Source organism: Embleya sp. NPDC050154 (assembly GCF_044460165.1).
Lineage (GTDB): Bacteria > Actinomycetota > Actinomycetes > Streptomycetales > Streptomycetaceae > Embleya.
On sequence record NZ_JBITJP010000015.1, the window covers coordinates 169043 to 188233 of the forward strand.

Here is a 19191-nt window from a genome sequence, read left to right on the forward strand (position 1 = left end):
GGAAGACTCAGCGCGGCAACCTGCGCCACACCCGCCGAGGCAACACCCGCATTCCGGCGAACACCGGCCGCAGCGCCGCCGGCACCCACACCTCGCCCTTCCCGCGCAGCAGCGCCCGGACCGTCGCGTCGGCCACCTGATCCGGTGTGCTGGACAGCGGCGCCGGCGACATGCCCTCGGTCATCCGTCCCACCACGAAGCCGGGCCGGACCAGCAGCAGCCGCACCCCGCTCCCCGCGAGCGCGTCGGCCAGGCCGCTCGCGAAACCGTCCAGGCCGGCCTTGGCCGAGCCGTACACGTAGTTCGCCCGCCGCACCCGCACACCCGCCACCGACGAGAACACGATCAACCGACCGTGTCCCTGCGCGCGCAGCACCGTGGCCAGGTGGGTGAGGATGCTCACGTGCGCCGTGTAGTCGGTGTGCACGACGGCGACCGCGTGTGCCGCGTCCGACTCGGCCCGGCGCTGATCGCCGAGGATGCCGAACGCGGTGACCACGACGTCGAGCGGGCCGTGCCGGGCGATCACCTCGTCCAGCATCGGGCGGTGCCCGGCCAGGTCGTCGGCGTCGAACTCGACCCGATCCACATGCGGCGCGCCGGCCTTGCGCAGCAGCGCCTCCTCCTCGTCGAGGTCGTAGCTGCGACGCGCCGCCAGCACGATGGTCCGCGCCCCACGCGCGGCCAGCCGCTCGGCGACCGCCAACCCGATCTCACTACGGCCCCCGAGGACCAAAACGGTTCCACTCACCCGCACAGTCTGCCGGATCCCGCCCGCCGGCCCGTTCCGCACGATCCACCGGACTCAATAGCCTTGCCTCCGTGACGGTGAACGTTAACGCGAGCGCATCCGCCCGAACGGCGGCGGATGCGGGCGCGAACCCAGACGAGTACGAAGACACCCGGCGGATCGTGCTGCGCGGACCGGAAGCCGCCGAGCGCGCGGCCGAACCGGTGCACACGATCCTGACCGATCTGGTCCTGGGCGGTGCGGCGCTCGGGTGGGTGGACCCGCCGCCGCTCGCCGAGGTGGCCGCGCTGCTCACCGAGCTGGCCCGGGCCCAGCGTTCCGGCGACGCTGCGCTGCGGTTCGCGTACTCGGGCGAGGAACTGCTCGGCTTCGGCTACTGGCGCCGGTACACCCGGCCCACCCACCGGCCCAACGCCGATCTGGAGAAGCTCGCGGTGGCCCGGTCCGCGCACGGTCGCGGGATCGGCCGGTCGCTGACGGCGGCGCTGATCGAGGACGCGCGCGCCGAGGCCATCGAGATCCTCACCCTCGACGCACGCGGCGACAACGACAACGCGCTGCACCTCTACCGCTCGCTGGGCTTCGTCGAGTACGGCCGGCTGCACGACTTCGTCGCGATCGGCACGACCCGCTACGACAAGGTCTTCTGTTCCGTCGACCTGCGCACACCCTCGGCGTGACCGGGCCCCTCGGGCCGGGCGGACCGGCGACGGATGCCTGGGAACCGCTCCGCGCGGATCCGCGCCTGGCCGCCTGGGTCGACACGTTGGCCGGCTTCGACACCGGCGTCGAGGTGGCCCTGCCCGCCGACGACGAACTGGTCGAGGTACTCCTGGACCTGTCCGTCCCGCACGAGGACTTCAACGAACTCGTGGCCACCCGTGCGGCGTTGCTCGCCGACCCGCAGGTGCGCGAGCTGTTCGAACGCGCCGTGCGGGCCCTGGTCACGGATGTCGGCACGGTCGAGGTGCACCGGGAGGTCCCACCGTTGCCGCCCGCGTGGGGTGCGGTCGGCCGCTGGTTCCACGTCTACGTGTTCGTCGCCGCGCGCCCGTACGTGCTGGCCTACCACCGCTCCCTCGGCATCCCGCCCGAGGTGTCCCGCCGAACGCTCGCCGACCTCGGCCGGCACGTCGCGGTGCACCGGCGTCGGCGCGGCATCGGTGGTCTGCTCGCGCTGCACTGGCCCAGGCTGCACTTTCGCGGTGAGCTCTATCAACTGGGTCGCTTGCAGTTCCAACGCTCGTTCCTGCTCGGTCGGGCCGCCGCGAGCGCCGCCGCCCTGGGACTGCCGTATCGGGCCGAGGATCCGGCGCTGGCGCTGCACATCCCGGACTTCCACGGACCGTTGACCCCGGCCGCGTGCGACGAATCGCTGCGGCTGGCCCGCGAGTTCTTCCGGCGCCACTTCCCGACCGAGCGCTACGCGGTGGCGGTCTGCGGCTCGTGGCTGCTGGATCCGCAACTGCGCGAATACCTCCCGGAACACGCCAACATCATCCGCTTCCAACGCCGCTTCCACCTGCACACCGAGCCGGCCGACCACCCGCCCGAGGACACCGCCCCGATCGGCTTCGTCTTCGGCGACCCGGACCTGCCCCCGGAGTCCCTCCCCCGCGACACCACCCTCCAACGCGCCATCGGCGACCACCTCCGCACCGGCCGGCACTGGCACAGCCGCACCGGCTGGTTCGAACTCTGACCCCACCACCCCGCCCCCCTGCCGGGCGCCCGGGTTCAGTGCGCCGTCCCGGCCAGGGCGGCCGCGTAGGCGGCGTACGTGTCCTCGTCGAAGAGCACGAAACGGGCCTCGGTCAGCGCGGTCTCGGCGTCGACCACCGTCCGGATCGCGATCGCGGCGGCCTCGTCGAGGGGCCATCCGTGCGAGCCGGTGGACACCGCGGGGAAAGCGATCGTGCCGGCGCCGAGTTCGTCGGCGACGCGCAGCGACGCGCGGTGGCAGGCGGCCAACAGGGCCACTCCGTCCTCGTCCTCGCCGTGTACGGGGCCGACCGTATGGATCACCCATCGGGCCGGCAGCGCGCCCGCCGTGGTCGCCACCGCCTCGCCGGTCGGCAAGCCACCCGGGCCGTAGGTCGAGGCGATCAGTTCCTGGCACGCCTCGAAGATCGCCGGTCCACCGCGTCGGTGCACGGCCCCGTCCACCCCGCCGCCGCCCGGCAGCGACGCGTTGGCGGCGGTGACCACCGCGTCCACGTCCTGCTCGGTGATGTCACCCAGAACCAACGCGATCCGAATCATGGCCCCATCATGTCGGTTCCGGATGCCGGTTCGGGGTCGACGCCCGGCCACCGGGCGCGGGGGAAAATCCGCCGGCGGTCGGGGTAGTGCTCGGGTGAGGATGGGGGGATGACGGACGATCTTCGACGGCGGTTCGCGGCCTACACGTGGGAACCGGTCACGGCCGGCAAGTCCGGGGCCGGGGTTCACCGATTGCGGCGCCGGGGTGAGGAGTTCTATCTCAAGGTCGGCGCGCCCGGTTCCCACCCGGATTCCGGCTTCCATCTCTCCGCCGAGGTGGACCGAGGTCTGTGGGCGGCGAAGCAGGGGCTTCCGGTCGCCGAGATTCTCGAGTACGACGTCGACGCGTGCGACGGCTGGCTGCTCACCCGCGCCGTGCCCGGCCGCTCGGCGGCCGACCCGTGGCCCGCCGAGCAACGCGACGCGGTCGTCGACGCGCTCGCCGACATGGCCCGCGCCCTGCACGAACTCCCGCTCGCCGACTGCCCGTTCGATCGCAGTCTCGCGGTAGCCATCCCCGCCGCCGAGTACGCGGTCACGGCCGGCCTGGTCGACCTGGAGGACCTGGACGAACACCGCCTGGGATGGACCGGCCCCGAACTCCTCGCCGAGCTGACCGCGACCGTACCGACCACCGAGGACCCGGTCGTCGGCCACGGCGACTACTGCCCGCCCAACGTCCTGCTCGACCCGGACACCGTGCAGGTCACCGGCCTGATCGACCTCGGCCGCCTGGGCCGCGCCGACCGCCACGCCGACCCGGCCCTGCTCACCCGCAGCCTCCACAACGACGACGACGCGCAGTACTCCCCCGCCCACGCGGCCCGCTTCCTGGCTCGCTACGACCCGCAGGGCACCCTGGACCCGAAGCGTCTGGAGTTCTACCGTCTCCTCGACGAGTTCTGCTGAACCCGGCACCATCCGGCCGGCACCACCCACCCACCCGGCACGGGCGCGGGTCGCCGGCGATCGCCACCCGCTCGGCCGGCTCACCCGCTCAGGCTCGGTCGAGCACGAAGACCCCCGCGCGTGCGGCCGCCACCGCCGCGTCCGCCGCGCGCCGCGCCTGGCCGGCGTCCACCGGCTCGTGCGTGATGAACAACCGGTAGTACAGCCCGCCGACGGCTACCCGGACCACCTCGCCCGCATCGGTACCCACCGGCAACTCGCCTCGCGCGACCGCCCGTTCGACCACCGCCTCGGCCTGACCGAGCCTGCCGATCAGGAATCCGTGCAGGGCCGCGCCCATGGTCGGCTCGTGCACCGCGGCGGCCACCAACGCCCGCGCGGTGGGTCCGCGTTCGGGGTCCGCGAAGCCGGCCACCACCAGCGCGGTGATCGCCCGCAGGTCGCCGCCGATCGTGCCGGTGTCCGGCAACGGCCACGACTCCTCCGCCGCCAGGTCCAGCGCGTCGGCGGCCAGCCCCGCCGCGTTCCGCCAGCGGCGGTAGACCGTCGTCTTGTGCACCCCCGAGCGCGCGGCGACGGCCTCCACGGTCAGCCCGTCGAAGCCCTTCTCGGCCAGCTCGGCCAGCGTCGCCCGCCGTACCGCGTCCCGCGTCCGCGCGGTCCGCCCACCGGGCCGCACCGCGCCGACGCCACTCACCCGCCGCCGCCCGTCCGGACCGACCGAACCGTCCGAACCCGGACCACCGGCCCCGTCCACGACACCCAAAAGCAACCCTGTTGCATTAGCGCCTCTCCATCCGTCATACTCATCCTAACGCAACCGAGTTGCATTAGCTTCTCGGAAGCCCAGCCGTCCACGTACACCACTCGACCCACCAGGGAGCGCCGCAGCCATGACCCGGGCAACGAACACCGTCACCCCGCCGACCCGCCCGCAGCACCCCCTGGAGTCCCCTCTTGTCCCCCAGCCGCAGCACTGCCACCACCGGCACCCGCACCGGCCGCCCCACCCAGCTCACACTGCGTAACGTCGCGAAGACCTACGCCGACCACCCGGTCCTCACCGACGTCTCACTGACCGTAAAACCCGGGGAGAGGGTCGGCATCGTCGGTGAGAACGGTTCCGGCAAGTCCACGCTGCTGCGCCTGATCGCCGGCCTGGAGACCCCAGACGACGGCACCGTGACCGTCACGAGCACCGGCGGCATCGGCCACCTCGGCCAGACCCTCGACCTGCCCGGCACCCACACCGTGCGGCAGGCCATCGACGCCGCCCTCGCCGACCTGCGCGCCATCGAGCGCCGACTGCGCGAGGTGGAGGCCGATCTGACCGAGGCGCGGCTGAGCGAGTACGGCGACCTGCTCTCCGCCTTCGAGGCGCGCGGCGGCTACGACGCCGACGCACGTACCGGCCGGGCGATCCAGGCCCTCGGTCTCGGCGCGATCCCGCCCGACCGCCGCCTCGACGCGCTCTCCGGCGGCGAACGCGCCCGCCTGGGCCTGGCCTGCCTGCTCGCCTCGGCCCCCGAGGTGATGCTGCTCGACGAGCCCACCAACCACCTCGACGCGACGTCCCTGACCTGGCTGGAGGATCGCCTGCGCGAACACCCCGGCACCGTCGTGGCGATCTCGCACGATCGCCTGTTCCTGGACCGGGTGGTCCGCGCGATCGTCGAGGTCGAGGCGGGCACCGTGACCCGATACGGCGGCGACTACACCGCCTACCACGCGGCGCGGCTCGCCGACCGCGCCCGCCGCGCGCAGGCGTACGCCGACTGGTGCCGCGAGATCCGCGAGGTCGAGGGCTTCGCCGCGACCACCGCGCACCGGGTCGCACCGGGACGGGCCGCCAAGGACAACAACAAGATGGCCTACGACCGCAACGCGGGCCGCGTGCAGAACTCGGTGGCGAGCCGGGTCCGCCAGGGCCGCGAACGGCTGCGCCGACTGCGGGCGAACCCGGTGATCGCACCGCCCGAACCGCTGCGCTTCAGCACCGGGATCCCCACCGGCGCGGCCTCGGGCGTGCTGATCGAGGCCCACGACGTCCGGGTCGCGGATCGCCTGGTCGTCCACGACCTCCGGATCGAGGCGGGCGATCGGCTGCTCGTCCAGGGCGCCAACGGCGCGGGCAAGACCACCCTCCTGCGGGTCCTGGCCGGTGTCCTGGAACCGGACATGGGCACCGTGCGCCGCCGCGGCCGGATCGGCCGGCTGGCCCAGGACCCGGTCTTCGCCGACCCGTCACGCACGGTGCTCGCCACCTACGCGGCCGGTCGCCCGGGCCATCTCGACGAGCACCGCGACCGACTGCTCGCCGGCGGCCTGCTGTCCGCCGAGACGTTCGGCACCCGGGTCGGCGCGCTGTCCGTCGGCCAACGCCAACGCCTGGCTCTGGCACGGCTGTTGGACCGACCGGCCGACGTCCTGCTGCTGGACGAGCCGACCAACCACCTCTCCCCCACGCTGGTCGAGGAACTGGAGCGGGCGCTCGACGCCTACTCCGGCGCCCTGGTCGTGGTCTCCCACGACCGAACGTTGCGCGACCGGTTCATCGGCACCCGGATCCACCTGACCGAGGGAATGCTCGTATGACAACCCCCGACATCCGCGAACTCCCGGTCGCCGGGCCCGACTCCGGCCCCTACGCCATCGTCTCGGGCCCGGACGGCGCACTGTGGTTCACCCTCGTGCACGCCGGTCGCATCGGCCGAGTCGACCCGGCCGGGACACCCACCCTCCACGATCTCGGCGACCCCGGCTGCGGACCGACCGTGTTGGTCACCGGTCCCGACGACGCGCTGTGGTTCACCGAGTACAAGGCCCATCGGATCGGCCGGATCACCGTCGCCGGCGCGGTGACCCACTTCGACCTGCCCACCCCCGGATCCGGCCCGTTCGGGATCACCGCCGGCCCGGACGGCGCGCTGTGGTTCACCGAGACGGCCGCGAACCGCATCGGTCGGATCGACCCGACCGGCCGGGTCACCGGCTTCGCGCTGCCGATCGCGGACGCGTTCCCGTCCGCGATCACCACCGGCGCCGACGGCGCGTTGTGGTTCACGCTGAACGCCGCCGACGCGATCGGACGTATCACCACGAGCGGCGAGGTGAGCATCCACGCGCTGCCCACCAAGGGCGCGGCGCCGGTCGGAATCACGTCCGGCCCGGACGGCGCGCTGTGGTTCACCGAGATCGGCGCGGGTGCGATCGGCCGACTCGGCCCGAATAGGGAAATCACCGAATTCCCGCTGCCGGACCCGCAGTCCCGCCCGCACGCGGTGGCACTCGACACGGACGGCAACTGCTGGTTCACCGAATGGGGCGCCAATCGGGTGGGCCGACTCGCCGTGGAAGGCACACTGACGGAGTACGACTTGCCGACACCCGCGGCCGAACCGCACGGCCTCGCCCAGGGTGCGGACGGCGCGATCTGGGTCGCCCTGGAAATCGGCGCCCTGGCCCGGATCACCCCCTGACCGACGCCGAAAACCCACTGGTGAGCGCGGATTCACGCGGTTACGGCGAAAGAGCCGGGCCCGTCCGACCGACCCACCCCCGCCCGTCCCGCACTCCCCTCGCGCGCCCCCGACCCGCGCCCGGAACGCGCCCGCGCATACGGGGGAATCACACCCGCGACTCACCGGCAAATAATGCAAACGCCCATAAAAAGTGCCTATGGTCGAAAGCACGGGGGCATCGTCGAGCCCGGCGATTGAAGTCACGATCAGGGAGCACCTGATGCTTACTCAACACATGCGCCAGTCCACGCCGGTTACGCCGACCCAGGCGGGTACCGTCGCGACGCTCATGATCGAGGAGGAGACGACCATCAGTGACGCGCCGCTGTTCGCGCCCGAGGACATCGGTGGCGGACTGCTGGTGCTCGGTCTGCTGCTCTCGCCGAAGCCCCCGAAGGAGCGCTAGGCCGGATCGGATGTCCGTGACATCACCGGTTCCGACGGGAAGTTGATCAGAACGATGCCCTTCGCCGAGACCTCGCCACACGAGGACTACACGGCGGCGGTCGAGCGAGTGGCAGGCCGTGCCCTCGGCGTCCTCATGGACGTCGAGGGCACGGTCGTGCCCGCCGGATTCGCCGCCACCGATTCCTGGGCGGCCGAACCGCACGACCGCGACGCCGACTTGCCCGGGCTGCGCGTCCTGGGCTCCGACGCGTTCGCCCCACACGTACTGCGCGGCACGCCGCTGCCGGCCGATCAGGCCGAGGCCGCCGCCCGCGCGTTCGACCTGTTCCCGCCCGACACGCTGGGCGCCTCGCCCGAGACCGCGTGGATCATCACCTGGCGCGACTGGGCCACGGCCCGCACGCTGACCCGCTTCGGCCTGGCCGTCGACGTCCCCCCGCCGGGCGACGGCGCGCAGGTCGCCGACGCGACGACCTGGCAGGCCTGGTCGGTGCGGATGGCCCAACTCTCCTCCCTGGCCCTGCCCGGCCTGGACGGCCCCATCCACGCCGCCGCCCGACGAAACGCCGACTCGCTGGCACGCGGGGTGGTGCGCGCGATGTTGCGCCGCGACTACCGCACCGCCGCCCGGATCGCCCGCTGGCTCGCCTTCGTGGCCGCCGACGGGGTCGCCTTCCCCTTGGAATTGGACCCGCTGTTGCGGCACGTCCGACTCTTCGGCGGCGGCAGCACCCGCACCGTGCTCGACACCCGCATCGCCCAGCACGTGACCGCACGGGAGGACTCATGACCGGGGGACTCGTCCGGGCGGACGTGCTCAAGACCGCCCACACGATCGGTTCGCGGGCGCTGCGCTGGCTGCACGAGAACGCGCGGTTCGGGCCGCTGCCCACGCACACCGTCGTCGACTTCAACGACCGCGACAGCGCGTACAAGCCGCTCGGCGAGACCGCGCTGGCCACCTCGCTGGTGCTGCGCGAGGGCGTCGCCGGGCCCGCCGACCTGGCCGCCGCGCGGGCGCTGATCGAGTTCGCCTGGGAGCAGTTCCGCGACGGGGACTTCCTCTACGAACGCCAGGTGCGACACCCGCTGCTGACCGACCCGCTGGAGACGTACGCGCACTTCGTGCGGGCGGGCATCCGGCACGAGCCGATGGACGCGCTGCTGGCGCACCTGTCCGGGCTGCGGTCGGTGCACGCGATCGAGATGATGCCCAACCGCCGCCTCGCGGTGGCCAACGCGAGCCGCGTCGCGGGGCTGACCCACCGGCCGGACTGGCCCGCGCTGGCCGCCGACTCGTGGCTGGGCATGACTCCCGAGCCGTGGGTGATCGACTGGATGACCGCGTACCACATGACGCACGCGGTGTTTCACATCACCGACTGGGGCGCGCATCCCGAACAGCTCCCGGCCGAGATCGCCGACTACCTGCGGGCATGGCTCCCGGTCTGGGTGGATGTGTGGGCCGAGGTCTTCCAGTACGACCTGGTGGGCGAGTTGCTGATCGTCGACGCGTGCCTGCCCGAGCCGGTGTGCGACGCGCAGGGCTGGGAGACACTCGCGGCGGCACAGCTTCCGAACGGACTGCTGCCGCGCGACGCGGATCCGGTGGACGAGGACCCGCAACGCGCGTTCAAGGACCACGAGCACACGGCGGTGGTCGCGATCGTGGCCGGCACCATCACGTTGGCCCGTTCGCTGGGCAACACGCCCGCGCCCGCGCTCGGGTGAGCGACCCGAACGCGGCGCCGATCGCGCCGCTGCTGCGGGCCGTGCCGGCCGGGGGTGCGCTGGTCGTGGCCACCATCCGAGGCGGCGAGCAATCGGTGGTGTGTCGCGGTACGGCGGTGGACGCCGACTCGCGGTTCGAACTGGGCTCGGTGACCAAGACGTTCACCGCGCTGCTGCTCGCCGACGCGGTCGCGCGGGGCGAGGCGCGGCTGGACGACCCGCTGATCACCTACCTGCCGCCGGGCTCGCGGCCGCGCTGGTCGTCCGACATCACGCTGCTGCACCTGGCCACGCACACCTCGGGACTGCCGCGACTGCCGCGCGGTTCGCTGCGCTCGGCGCTGCCCGCGTGGTACACGAACCCCTACGCGGGCTACGACGAGAAGCGGCTGTTCGCGCTGCTCGGGCGGGCCCGGCCGCGCGGTCGACCGGGCACCCGGGTGTCCTACTCCAACCTGGGGGTAGGACTGCTCGGACACGCGCTCGCGCGCGCCGCCGGGCAGCCGTATCCGGATCTCGTGGTCACCCGGCTGGGTGTGCCGCTGGGCCTGACGATGACCACGTGCGACCCGAACGGGCCGCAGGTGACCGGTTATCTGCGCGGCCGGCCCCGGCCACCGTGGGAGATGCCGGGGCTGCCCGCGGCGGGAGCGCTGCGCAGCACCGGGACGGATCTGACCCGGTATCTGGCCGCGCACCTGGACCCGGCGACGGTACAACCCGCCTCGTTGGCCGAGGCGTTGGTCGAAGTGCGCCGGCCCCGATTGATCCCGCCGCACACCGGCGATCGGCTGTGCCTGGTCTGGAATCTGCGGGCCCGGCCCGGGTACGACCTGATCTTCCACGGCGGATCGACGCGCGGATTCACCGCGTTCGTCGGCTTCAGCCCGCAGGCCGGGGTCGCGCTGGCGGCACTGGTGAACACGGCGGCGGGACCGAGGGCGCCGTTCCTCCAGATCGCGTACGACGCGCTGGGCGAACTCGCCGCCGGGGCGATGGCGGATTGATCGGGTCCGGGCCCACGACGCGGCGGAGCCAGGGCGTGATCGTGGGCGTCCCGCCCGCACTCGCCGGCCGCACCCGCTGCCGCACTCGCCGGCCGCCGCGGCGGGTGCGGCGCGGGAATCGCCGCCGGGGGTCCGACCGGGGTCCCGGCGTGAGTCCGGCCGGGTCGGGAGGCTGTCCGGCCCGGCCGGATCCGCGTCTTCCCTGCGGCCATCCGATCCGATCCGATTCCGAGCCGGTTCTAAGGCCCTGTCCTGCGGATCTTGGTGGATCGGGCCGCGTCGTGAGCGCAGCGAGGAGCCCGAAGGGCGGATGCCGTGCATCGGCGTGCCGGCGAAGCAGCCGCATAGTGGTTTCCATTCGGCTGTTTCTCCGGTGCGGCGAGGCGCGGCACCGGACGACGCGGACCCACCGAGATCCGCCGGACAGGGCCTAATCCTCGGCGTCCAGCGAGTCGGCGATCGCACGGAGCCAGATCACCACCGCCTCGGCGCCCGGGTCGACGGTGCCGATCGCGCGGTCGCCGAGGTAGCTGCTGCGGCCTCGACGGGCGCTGTGCGTCGCGGTCTCCTCGGTGCCGGCCGCGGCCGCGTCGATCGCCTCGACCAGACTCGCGCCGCCGACCAGTGCCTCGCCGGCCGGCACCAGCGCGTCCAGCATGGTGCGGTCGCCGACCCGGGCGCCGCCCAGTTCGCCGATCGCCCGCGCGCCGGCGGCCAGTGCCTCGCGCCAACCGCGCGTTCCCGCGTCCTGCTCCACGGCGCCGGCCGCGCGCAGCAACAGCACCGAGTACAGCGGCCCGGACGTGCCGCCGAGCGCCCGGCGCACGGTGTCCGCGAGGCCGCGCAGCACGGCGGCCGGGGTGCCGCCGCCGTAGCCGGGCAACTCGCGCCCGATCGCCTCGGCTCCACGCGAGAGGCTGATGCCCAGGTCGCCGTCGCCGACGATCCGGTCCAGCTCGGTCAGGTGCGGTTCGGCCTCGACCAGCGCCGCGCACACCGCCTCGATCGCGCGGGTCAGCTGCGTGGGTTCGGTCAGCGCGGTCCCCGCGTCGGCGGTGCCGGGTGCGGGTGCGGCCGGCAGCACGGTGACCTCACCCACCCGGCCGACCACCGGGGTGGGCCACGCGGGCGCCGAGGTGGCCGCGTCCAGGCGGGCGAGCCGGGCGTCGTCGACCCGGAGCAGGGACAACGACATGCCCGCCATCTCCAACGCGGTCAGGAACGAGCCGCGCCAGGCCCGTTCGAGCACCAGGCCGCGACCCGCCAGGTCCCGTACCGCGCCGCGCAGCACGATGTCCAACTCCATCGTGGGGGTGCCGCCGAGGTTGTTGACCAGCAACGCGACCCGGTCGCCGGCGGCCAGTGCGGTCTCCGCGACGATCCGGTCGAGCAGTTCGGTGACGAACTCGTCGGCGCGCGCGATCTTGTCCCGCCGCACGCCCGCCTCACCGTGGATGCCCAGGCCCAGCTCGACCTCGTCCTCGCCGAGCTCGAATCCCGGTCGGCCGGCCGCCGGCACCGTGCACGGGGTCAGCGCGACGCCCATCGTGCCCACCGCGCGCGCCGCCGCCTCGGCCTCGGCCTTGACCTCGGCCAGGCTCGCGCCGGCCTCCGCCGCCGCTCCCGCGACCTTGTGCACGAACACCGTCCCGGCGATCCCGCGCCGGCCCGCGGTGTCGTCGCCGGTCGCGAGCGCCACGTCGTCGGCGACCACGACCAGCTCCACCGCGATCCCCTCGGCCCGCGCCAACTCGGCGGCGAGCCCGAAGTTGAGCCGGTCCCCGGTGTACGACTTGACCACGAGCAACACGCCCGCCGACCCGGCGACGGTGCGGATCGCGGCCAGGATCGTGTCGGTGGACGGCGACGTGAACACGTCCCCCGACACGGCCGCGGTGAGCATCCCGGGCCCGACGTACCCCGCGTGCGCGGGTTCGTGGCCGGCACCTCCGCCGGAGATCACCGCCACCCGCCCGCTCTCCGCGTGGGCCCGGGCGTCCGCGCGCAGCGCGACGTTCTCCCCGGCCAGCAAGGCGATGCCGGGATTGGCCAGTGCCAACCCTTCGAGCATCTCGGGGACGACGTCGCGGGCGGCATTGATCAGCTTCTTCATGGCTGAATCTCTACCTGAATGCGCGCCGGACCAACCCCACCGGGGGGTCGCGGATCGCCGGCAACCGGACGGGCGGCACCCGCGTGTCCAGGACAGGGGGCCGACAGCACACGTGCCGATCCGGTCCCCAGGCACGGCCGGCCACCGCCGTGGCCGAACCGGCCGCCCGGCTCGTGGCGGAAGTGGTTCCTCCTCAGGACTTCCACCACGAGCCGGACTCCGCGCACCGAGCCCGGACGGGGATCGGCCCGGGCGACCGTACGCGTCCACCAGGCGGCGATCGGCGAGTCCACCGGGCCGGCGAACGTACGCGCCCGCCGAGCCCTCGCCGCGCACGAACCGTCCCGCACGAACCGTCCCGCACGACCTGCCCCGCGCGACGCGTCCCGCATGACCCGTCCCGCACGAACCGTCCCGACCGGCATGGACTCGTGCCGATTCGGTTCGACGCGGGATTCGCCTTCCGCGGCCGCCCCGGTGAGCGGACACTGCTGCGGTCGAGCACCTCTCCCCCACCCTGGGCCGGCCCGCACCGCCGCGCGGTCGGCCGGAGCGGAGAACGCCATGCCGAGGAACTCCACCCGCCGACCAGTGATCCGCGTGCTCGCCGGCGCGGCCCTGGCCCTGTCCCTGGCCCTCGCCGGCCCCGCCGTCGTACCGGCCGGTGCCGCCCCGGGTGTGCCGGACATCGGTCCCGACACCGCACCCGGGTTCGGCGTCCAGTGCGTCCAGGCGATCTACTACTCGACCGGCTTCAGCACGCACTACCCCGACCGGGTCTACGGCCCCGAGACCGCCGCCGACACCCGGCGGCTGGAACGCATCCTGGGCCTGCCCGAGGACGGCATCGTCGATCCGGTGGTGGGCGAGGTGATGTACCTGGTCATGGAGATCGGCTCCGGGCCCGGATCGTGGCACACGATCGGCTGCTGGGACGTGGTCCCCTCGCTGCACTGAACCACCGCGACGCCGCCGCGCGGGCCGGCGACCGGACCCGGCTCGCGCTACTCCGTGGACACCGGTGCGCGTACCTTCCGGGACGCGCCCGGTCGCGGTACGCCGTCCACCGCCACGCAGATCCCGTACACCCGGGCCTGCGAGGTCCAGCCGTTGGCGCGGCCCCGGTTGTTGCTGATCTGCACGCGCGCGCGGGCGCGATCCAGCGCGGAGACCAGATGCAGGTACATCTTCCCCGCGACCCGGGTCAGCACGATGTCCCCGATTTCGAGGCGGGCCGGGTCGACCGGCGCGACGGTCACGAGTTGGCGACTGCGGATAAGCGGGACCATGGAGGCCCCGCGCGGGCGAAACTCGACGGTGGCGCCGTGCGCCACCTTGGCGGCCATGCTGTCCATCATCCCCATCGCGGAACAGGATGACGGATGAACGCCTGGCCTGCCACGGGTTTTTTCTCGCCTCCGGGGCCGGCACCCGCCACCCCGACGAGTCGTCCGGAAGGTTCGCCCATGAGCACCCGTCAGCACCACTACCGATTCGCCCACGTGGTCTTCCGCTCGATCGCCCTGCGCAACGCGGCCGCGCTGCTCGCCGCGCCTCTCGACGAGTTGACCGCGCGTACGACGAACCTGTGGATCGGGGTGGGCAGCCGACTGCCCGAGGAGCAGCGGCTGTCCGCCGAAGGTCTCGCGATGAACCACGTCCCGTTGGGCGCGGGTTCCGGGTTGCTGGTTCGTCTCCCGCCCGCGCTGTTCCCGCCGGAGGCACATTTCGCGCTCGTGCTGGGGCCGGATGTGGTGGGCGAGCCGCGCTACTTCGTGCTGGAGGAGAGCGTGGACGTGGTGACGCGGAAGCGGGCCACGGTCCTGGGCGCGTGGGACGAGGAAACCCACCTGAACCTGGGTCCGGGTCCGGCCGCGGACCCGGACGCGTTCGTCTCGGCGGTCGCGGCGCGCTTGGCGTAGCGGTTTCGGGGGCGGCGCGGTTGGCGTGGCGGTACGGCGGGCGGGCGCGCTTGGGGCGGTACGGCGCGGTGAGCGCGGCGCGTGTCCCGCTCAGCGTGCCGGGCCGCGCCCGGGGCCGACGTCCGCGTTCCCGATCGCCCGCCACGGGCCGGTCAGGATCGCCCGGTCCGGCTCGGCCGTCAGGTGTGGCGCGCCGAGGGCCATCGCGGCGTGCAGCAGGGCGTGCGTCGCCCGCCTCCATGGTGTGGTCAACACCTCGTCGCCCTGTTCGTCGTCCTCGTCGTACTCGATCTCGAAGGCCGCCGGGCCGCCGCGTTCGCGCGGCGGCGCGTACCGCGCCGGAGACGACCAGGAAGCCACTGCCGATCGGCGACCCGAGCGCACTCGCGCCGGGGAAGGCTGGCCGGGGGGCCGGTACCGGAGGCGGAAGACCGACATGGCCGCCGCCACGCGGCAGGGCGTCGTGCTCCGCCGCCCCCGGCTGTCCCCCGCCTGGCGGTCGCCGCTCGGTCCGGGTCGGGACTGACACCCGTCACGCCGCGCCGGCGGCGGACAACCCGGTTGCCCGGAAAACCGCAGACCGGACACAATTGCGCGACCAGCGATCGACCCAGGGCGGCGGCGACGACCGCGGCGACCGCCCGTACCACCAGTGGGGGCAAGCGTGATCGAGACCAGCGCGATACTCGGAGTGAGCGCCGTCGCGCTCGGGATGGTGCTGACGCCCGGCCCGAACATGATGTACGTGACCTCGCGCAGCATCACCCAGGGGCGTCGGGCCGGCCTGGTGTCGCTGCTCGGTGTCGGGCTCGGCTTCCTGATCTACATGTCGATGGCCAACCTCGGCCTCTCCGCCGTGTTCATCGTCGTGCCCGAGCTGTACATGGCGGTCAAGATCGCCGGCGCGGCATACCTCGGCTGGCTCGCCTGGCAGGCGCTGCGGCCCGGTGGCGTCTCGGCGTTCAGTCCGCAGGAGCTCGCGCCGGACTCGAATCGGCGGCTGTTCACCATGGGCCTGCTGACGAACCTGCTGAACCCCAAGGCCGCGATCATGTACCTGTCGCTGATCCCCCAGTTCGTCGACCCGAACGCCGGGCACGTGCTGCTCCAAGGCTTCGCACTGGGCAGCATCCAGATCGTGATCAGCCTGACGGTGAACTCGATCCTGGTCCTCGCGGCCGGGTCCATCGCGGTGTTCCTGGCCCGGCGGCCGTCCTGGCTGCGCATCCAGCGCTACGTGATGGGCACGGTGCTCGGCGGGCTCGCGATCAAGCTGGCCACCGACCGGAGCCACCCGGCGACCGCCTGACACACAGCGAAACGAAGGAGCGGCATGCGGCTCGGCGAGTACGCGAGGTACGACGCGATCGGTCTGCGCGCCCTGATCCGCGCCGGCGAGGTCACCTCGGCCGAGGTCGAGGAGGCCGCCCGGCAGGCGATCGAGGTCGCCGACGCCGCCGTGCACGGCCTCGCGCTGCCCGCCTTCGAGCCCGCGCTCGAACGCTCGCCCGACCCCGACGCCGCCTTGGCCGGCGTGCCGTTCCTGATCAAGGACACCGGGCCGGTCGCGGCGGGCGTCCCGTTCTTCCTGGGCAGCCGCGCCGTACCGGGCGTCGTCCCGCCGCACGACAGCGACCTGATGACCCGGTTCCGGGCCGCCGGTCTGGTCACCCTGGGACTGACCACCGCGCCCGAGATGGCGATCAGCTTCGCGACGGAGTCGGCCAAGTACGGCGTCACCCGCAATCCCTGGGACCTCGATCGTGGGGTCGGCGGCTCCAGCGGCGGCGCGGCGGCCCTGGTCGCGGCCGGCGCGGTACCGGTCGCGCACGCCACCGACGGCGCCGGCTCGATCCGCGTTCCGGCCTCGGCGTGCGGCCTGGTCGGGCTCAAGCCCAGCCGGGGACGTACCCCGTGCGGCCCGGACCTGGACGAGGCGTTCTTCGGGATCTCGCACAACTTCGCGCTCACCCGCACGGTCCGCGACGCCGCGCACCTCCTGGACGCGGTCGAGGGACCGGGCGTCGGCGACAAGTACACCGCGCCGCCGCCGCGTCGGCCCTATGCCACCGAGCTCGGCGCGGACGTCGCGCCGTTGCGGATCGGCGTGACCACCCGGGCGTGGTCCGGCGTCCCGGTCGACGCCGAGGTGGCCCAGGCGGCCGAGTCGGTCGCCGCACTGCTCGCGGGACTGGGCCACCACGTCGACGACGCGAGCCCGACGGTCGACTGGGAAAGCGTGCTGAGCGGCCTGGTCCCGGAGGTGGTCGCCTTCATCGCGGCACCGCTCCTGGGCGCTCCGCGCGCACCGGATCCGAACAGGTTGGAAGCGGTCACCCGGCAGATCCTGCGCGACGCCGGGGACTTGAGCGCACTCGACCTGTTCGCCGCGTTCGGCGCGCACAACCGGGTCTCCCGCTCGGTGGGCACCTTCTTCACCGAGTACGACCTGCTGATCACCCCGACGCTGGGCCAACTCCCGGCGCCGCACGGCACATTGGACTACGACGACCCGAAGCACTCGGTCCGCGGTTGGCTGGAGGCCATCTTCGCGTACGGCCCGTTCACCGTCGTCTTCAACATCACCGGCCAACCCGCCCTCAGCCTGCCCCTGGCCCAAAGCAGCTCGGGACTACCGATCGGCGTGCAACTGGTTGCCCCCTACGGCCGCGAGGACACCCTCTTCCGCCTCGCCGGCCTCCTCGAACAAGCCCTCCCCTGGCACCACCGCACACCCCCGACCTTCGTCGACGAATAGCCCCCAACTCCAGCTCCGGATAAGGAGGCGGCAGCACGATCCGTTCCGCCGGGTCGACTTCCGCACGGGCCCGATGGACGGGGTGGTCTTCGCGATCGAGCCCCGGCAGCGTATGCACCACGGCCTTGCCGAAGTCACGATCGATGAGCAGACAGACGGGAATGTCGGCCCGAGCGTACGTCCGGGGTGATGCGTTTGTGGGCCATGTCGCGGACGTCGTGCGGGAGTTCCGCTATGTCGAGGAGCCGGGGCAGCAAGTCGGGTTCGAGGGTCAGGGCTCGGAAGCAGATGCCGATGGTGACGTCGTGGGACGGGCGGGACACGATCGTGATCGGGGCTCCCGGGTACACCTCGCCCGGTTCGATCACGCGCAGGTAGGTGCCCGGAAGCGCCCGTTCGGTGAATCGCCGCACCCATCGCCGCTCGTCCAACCAGTGCGCGAAGGTCGCGCATGGGATGCGCGGGACGGAGACCTCCAACAGCGGACCCGCCTCGCCCACGCGCCAGCGCTCGCCGATCAGCGCGGCCTCCAGGTCCAGGCCGGACGTGGTGAGGTTCTCCCCGAAGCCGCCGTTGCCCAGTTCGCGGCCGAACTCGCGGGCCCACACGTCCAGGTTCTCCCGCGCGTACGCGTAGACGGCCTGATCGTCGCCGCCGTGGTGCCGTCGGTCGTACACCCCGTCGCCGACCAGTCCGCTGCCCAGTCCCGAATCCTTGGGGCCGGGTGCGCGCACGGCGACCGGGCGGTCGACCGGCCGCTTGTCGATCCCCGTCGTGGTGACGTCGGACTTCGTCGGGTTGGGTCGGGGGTGGGCCAGGTTGACGGAGATCACATGCGGCATACCGGCAGGCTACCGGGCCGGCTCGCGAAGGCGCCGGCGAGCCGATTCACCGCCGAATCCCGGCAATTGCGCCCTCGATCACCGCGTATCCCGGGCCGAACTCGGGCAAACACCAGTTATCGGCGCCCTCGGGGACGCCGAGGCCCGGGCGCCCGGGCTTCAGGGAGGGACCACGGCATGAGTTCGCTGTCGAACACCATCAAGAAGATCCAGGGATACATCCGGCGCAATCCGCGCCAGGTCGAGCAGGGCCGTCGGCTCGTGCGGGACCGACTCGCCCGCCGCCGCGGTGGTCGTGGCGGCAGTGGCGGCACCGGCTCGGGCAACCCGCCCACCGGCACCGGCTGACCCGTCGCCCCGGGACGAACTCACGTCGCTCACCCGCGAATTCGAAGCGCGCTTGCCCGGCCCGGCCACACCGACGCCGGCGCCCCACCCCAGGCCGCACGGCGAACTCCCGGACGCCCGGCCCTCGTCCGGTCCCATCCCACCTCACCCGAAACCCGCCCACGGGTCGGCCTGCCCGCAACAGACAGGCCCGCAGGCGGGTTTCGGCGTGGCGGCGATCGGGCGTCGGGACACCTAGGCGATCAGCGTGCGCTTCGCCCGGACCACGCAGAACTCGTTGCCCTCCGGGTCGGCGAGTACCGTCCACGATTCCGTGCCGGTCTGGCCGACGTCCACGCGGCGTGCGCCGAGTGCGATCACCCGCTCGATCTCCGCCTCCCGTTCGCCGGGGCCCGCTCCGGGGGTCAGGTCCAGGTGCAGTCGGTTCTTGGTCTTCTTCACGTCCGTCACCGGCATGAAGCAGATCCCGATCGGTGCTTCCGGCTCGGTCCCGATAACCACTTCGCGTTCGCGCTCCGACAACACCTCCCACCCCAACACCTGGGCCCAGAAACGAGCGAGTCCCGGCAGGTCGTGTGCGTCGATGACGATGTGGTGCAGCGAAATGGCCATGCCCGCC

General features: G+C 73.0%; 22 protein-coding genes. 14 read left to right on the forward strand and 8 right to left on the reverse strand.

Annotated elements, in window-relative coordinates; all coding sequences use genetic code 11:
- Positions 1-7: 7 nt before the first annotated feature.
- The gene (locus tag ACIBSV_RS29440; RefSeq protein WP_395868245.1) at positions 8-751 is read right to left on the reverse strand and encodes an SDR family NAD(P)-dependent oxidoreductase; all 744 of its coding nucleotides are present in this window, start codon (positions 749-751) and stop codon (positions 8-10) included.
- A 158-nt stretch (positions 752-909) separates the two neighbouring features.
- Here ACIBSV_RS29440 and ACIBSV_RS29445 point away from each other — a divergent pair, with 158 nt between their 5' ends.
- Together ACIBSV_RS29445 and ACIBSV_RS29450 are read left to right on the forward strand one after the other, a co-directional pair.
- Entirely contained in the window at positions 910-1431 is a 522-nt protein-coding gene (locus ACIBSV_RS29445) for a GNAT family N-acetyltransferase (RefSeq protein ID WP_395868439.1), read from the forward strand.
- Positions 1428-2453 (forward strand): acyltransferase domain-containing protein, encoded by a 1026-nt coding sequence (locus tag ACIBSV_RS29450; protein ID WP_395868247.1) that lies wholly within the window; start codon positions 1428-1430, stop codon positions 2451-2453. The genes ACIBSV_RS29445 and ACIBSV_RS29450 overlap by 4 nt, the downstream gene beginning before the upstream one ends.
- A gap of 35 nt (positions 2454-2488) precedes the next feature.
- On the opposite strand, the gene ACIBSV_RS29455 is transcribed toward ACIBSV_RS29450, so the two are convergent.
- Positions 2489-3013 carry an O-acetyl-ADP-ribose deacetylase gene (locus tag ACIBSV_RS29455; RefSeq protein ID WP_395868249.1) on the reverse strand — a complete coding sequence of 175 codons (525 nt, stop codon included), beginning with the start codon at positions 3011-3013 and terminating at the stop codon, positions 2489-2491.
- A 108-nt stretch (positions 3014-3121) separates the two neighbouring features.
- On the opposite strand from ACIBSV_RS29455, the gene ACIBSV_RS29460 reads away from it, so the two are divergent.
- Positions 3122-3922 carry an APH(3') family aminoglycoside O-phosphotransferase gene (locus ACIBSV_RS29460; protein ID WP_395868251.1) on the forward strand — a complete coding sequence of 267 codons (801 nt, stop codon included), beginning with the start codon at positions 3122-3124 and terminating at the stop codon, positions 3920-3922.
- Between the two features lie 88 nt (positions 3923-4010).
- Here the strand turns inward: ACIBSV_RS29460 and ACIBSV_RS29465 are convergent, their stop codons facing one another.
- Positions 4011-4619 (reverse strand): TetR/AcrR family transcriptional regulator, encoded by a 609-nt coding sequence (locus ACIBSV_RS29465; RefSeq protein WP_395868253.1) that lies wholly within the window; start codon positions 4617-4619, stop codon positions 4011-4013.
- 260 nt (positions 4620-4879) lie between these two features.
- Here ACIBSV_RS29465 and abc-f point away from each other — a divergent pair, with 260 nt between their 5' ends.
- From abc-f to ACIBSV_RS29495, 6 genes are all read left to right on the forward strand, one after another.
- The gene (gene abc-f / locus ACIBSV_RS29470) at positions 4880-6517 is read left to right on the forward strand and encodes a ribosomal protection-like ABC-F family protein (protein ID WP_395868255.1); all 1638 of its coding nucleotides are present in this window, start codon (positions 4880-4882) and stop codon (positions 6515-6517) included.
- Positions 6514-7401, forward strand: coding sequence for a virginiamycin B lyase (locus tag ACIBSV_RS29475; protein ID WP_395868257.1), 888 nt, complete (start codon positions 6514-6516; stop codon positions 7399-7401). Before abc-f ends, ACIBSV_RS29475 begins: the two co-directional genes overlap by 4 nt.
- A 262-nt stretch (positions 7402-7663) precedes the next feature.
- A complete protein-coding gene (locus ACIBSV_RS29480; RefSeq protein ID WP_395868259.1) occupies positions 7664-7849 on the forward strand; it encodes a hypothetical protein in 186 nt (61 codons plus the stop codon).
- 54 nt (positions 7850-7903) lie between these two features.
- Positions 7904-8641 (forward strand): hypothetical protein, encoded by a 738-nt coding sequence (locus ACIBSV_RS29485; RefSeq protein WP_395868260.1) that lies wholly within the window; start codon positions 7904-7906, stop codon positions 8639-8641.
- The gene (locus tag ACIBSV_RS29490; RefSeq protein ID WP_395868262.1) at positions 8638-9582 is read left to right on the forward strand and encodes a DUF6895 family protein; all 945 of its coding nucleotides are present in this window, start codon (positions 8638-8640) and stop codon (positions 9580-9582) included. Before ACIBSV_RS29485 ends, ACIBSV_RS29490 begins: the two co-directional genes overlap by 4 nt.
- On the forward strand, positions 9579-10589 hold the full coding sequence (locus ACIBSV_RS29495) for a serine hydrolase domain-containing protein (RefSeq protein WP_395868264.1): 1011 nt from the start codon (positions 9579-9581) through the stop codon (positions 10587-10589). Before ACIBSV_RS29490 ends, ACIBSV_RS29495 begins: the two co-directional genes overlap by 4 nt.
- Positions 10590-11019: 430 nt before the next feature.
- Here the strand turns inward: ACIBSV_RS29495 and ACIBSV_RS29500 are convergent, their stop codons facing one another.
- Entirely contained in the window at positions 11020-12702 is a 1683-nt protein-coding gene (locus tag ACIBSV_RS29500) for a dihydroxyacetone kinase family protein (protein ID WP_395868266.1), read from the reverse strand.
- A gap of 564 nt (positions 12703-13266) precedes the next feature.
- Here ACIBSV_RS29500 and ACIBSV_RS29505 point away from each other — a divergent pair.
- On the forward strand, positions 13267-13659 hold the full coding sequence (locus ACIBSV_RS29505) for a peptidoglycan-binding protein (protein WP_395868268.1): 393 nt from the start codon (positions 13267-13269) through the stop codon (positions 13657-13659).
- Between the two features lie 47 nt (positions 13660-13706).
- Here ACIBSV_RS29505 and ACIBSV_RS29510 read toward each other — a convergent pair whose 3' ends face one another.
- Positions 13707-14048, reverse strand: coding sequence for a S26 family signal peptidase (locus ACIBSV_RS29510; protein WP_395868270.1), 342 nt, complete (start codon positions 14046-14048; stop codon positions 13707-13709).
- Positions 14049-14168: 120 nt separating this feature from the next.
- Between ACIBSV_RS29510 and ACIBSV_RS29515 the strand changes: the two genes are divergently transcribed.
- Positions 14169-14624, forward strand: a complete 456-nt coding sequence (locus ACIBSV_RS29515; RefSeq protein WP_395868272.1) for a hypothetical protein — start codon at positions 14169-14171, stop codon at positions 14622-14624.
- A 90-nt stretch (positions 14625-14714) separates the two neighbouring features.
- On the opposite strand, the gene ACIBSV_RS29520 is transcribed toward ACIBSV_RS29515, so the two are convergent.
- Positions 14715-14984, reverse strand: a complete 270-nt coding sequence (locus ACIBSV_RS29520; RefSeq protein WP_395868274.1) for a hypothetical protein — start codon at positions 14982-14984, stop codon at positions 14715-14717.
- Positions 14985-15288: 304 nt separating this feature from the next.
- Between ACIBSV_RS29520 and ACIBSV_RS29525 the strand changes: the two genes are divergently transcribed.
- Complete coding sequence (locus ACIBSV_RS29525; protein WP_395868276.1) at positions 15289-15933, forward strand: LysE family translocator; 645 nt, start codon at positions 15289-15291, stop codon at positions 15931-15933.
- Between the two features lie 24 nt (positions 15934-15957).
- Positions 15958-17382 carry an amidase gene (locus ACIBSV_RS29530; protein WP_395868277.1) on the forward strand — a complete coding sequence of 475 codons (1425 nt, stop codon included), beginning with the start codon at positions 15958-15960 and terminating at the stop codon, positions 17380-17382.
- Positions 17383-17516: 134 nt separating this feature from the next.
- On the opposite strand, the gene ACIBSV_RS29535 is transcribed toward ACIBSV_RS29530, so the two are convergent.
- Positions 17517-18224, reverse strand: a complete 708-nt coding sequence (locus ACIBSV_RS29535; protein ID WP_395868279.1) for an MOSC domain-containing protein — start codon at positions 18222-18224, stop codon at positions 17517-17519.
- A 177-nt stretch (positions 18225-18401) separates the two neighbouring features.
- On the opposite strand from ACIBSV_RS29535, the gene ACIBSV_RS29540 reads away from it, so the two are divergent.
- On the forward strand, positions 18402-18572 hold the full coding sequence (locus ACIBSV_RS29540) for a hypothetical protein (protein WP_395868282.1): 171 nt from the start codon (positions 18402-18404) through the stop codon (positions 18570-18572).
- Between the two features lie 234 nt (positions 18573-18806).
- Here ACIBSV_RS29540 and ACIBSV_RS29545 read toward each other — a convergent pair whose 3' ends face one another.
- Positions 18807-19184 carry a VOC family protein gene (locus ACIBSV_RS29545; protein ID WP_395868284.1) on the reverse strand — a complete coding sequence of 126 codons (378 nt, stop codon included), beginning with the start codon at positions 19182-19184 and terminating at the stop codon, positions 18807-18809.
- Positions 19185-19191: the final 7 nt, after the last annotated feature.

Excerpts from the sequence above, each read along its gene's own strand:
- ACIBSV_RS29455 (WP_395868249.1), bottom strand. The coding sequence starts at position 3,013 with ATGATTCGGATCGCGTTGGTTCTGGGTGACATCACCGAGCAGGACGTG.
- ACIBSV_RS29460 (WP_395868251.1), top strand. The coding sequence starts at position 3,122 with ATGACGGACGATCTTCGACGGCGGTTCGCGGCCTACACGTGGGAACCG.
- ACIBSV_RS29475 (WP_395868257.1), top strand. The coding sequence starts at position 6,514 with ATGACAACCCCCGACATCCGCGAACTCCCGGTCGCCGGGCCCGACTCC.
- ACIBSV_RS29480 (WP_395868259.1), top strand. The coding sequence starts at position 7,664 with ATGCTTACTCAACACATGCGCCAGTCCACGCCGGTTACGCCGACCCAG.
- ACIBSV_RS29485 (WP_395868260.1), top strand. The coding sequence starts at position 7,904 with ATGCCCTTCGCCGAGACCTCGCCACACGAGGACTACACGGCGGCGGTC.
- ACIBSV_RS29490 (WP_395868262.1), top strand. The coding sequence starts at position 8,638 with ATGACCGGGGGACTCGTCCGGGCGGACGTGCTCAAGACCGCCCACACG.
- ACIBSV_RS29500 (WP_395868266.1), bottom strand. The coding sequence starts at position 12,702 with ATGAAGAAGCTGATCAATGCCGCCCGCGACGTCGTCCCCGAGATGCTC.
- ACIBSV_RS29505 (WP_395868268.1), top strand. The coding sequence starts at position 13,267 with ATGCCGAGGAACTCCACCCGCCGACCAGTGATCCGCGTGCTCGCCGGC.
- ACIBSV_RS29510 (WP_395868270.1), bottom strand. The coding sequence starts at position 14,048 with ATGGCCGCCAAGGTGGCGCACGGCGCCACCGTCGAGTTTCGCCCGCGC.
- ACIBSV_RS29515 (WP_395868272.1), top strand. The coding sequence starts at position 14,169 with ATGAGCACCCGTCAGCACCACTACCGATTCGCCCACGTGGTCTTCCGC.
- ACIBSV_RS29530 (WP_395868277.1), top strand. The coding sequence starts at position 15,958 with ATGCGGCTCGGCGAGTACGCGAGGTACGACGCGATCGGTCTGCGCGCC.
- ACIBSV_RS29535 (WP_395868279.1), bottom strand. The coding sequence starts at position 18,224 with ATGCCGCATGTGATCTCCGTCAACCTGGCCCACCCCCGACCCAACCCG.
- ACIBSV_RS29540 (WP_395868282.1), top strand. The coding sequence starts at position 18,402 with ATGAGTTCGCTGTCGAACACCATCAAGAAGATCCAGGGATACATCCGG.
- ACIBSV_RS29545 (WP_395868284.1), bottom strand. The coding sequence starts at position 19,184 with ATGGCCATTTCGCTGCACCACATCGTCATCGACGCACACGACCTGCCG.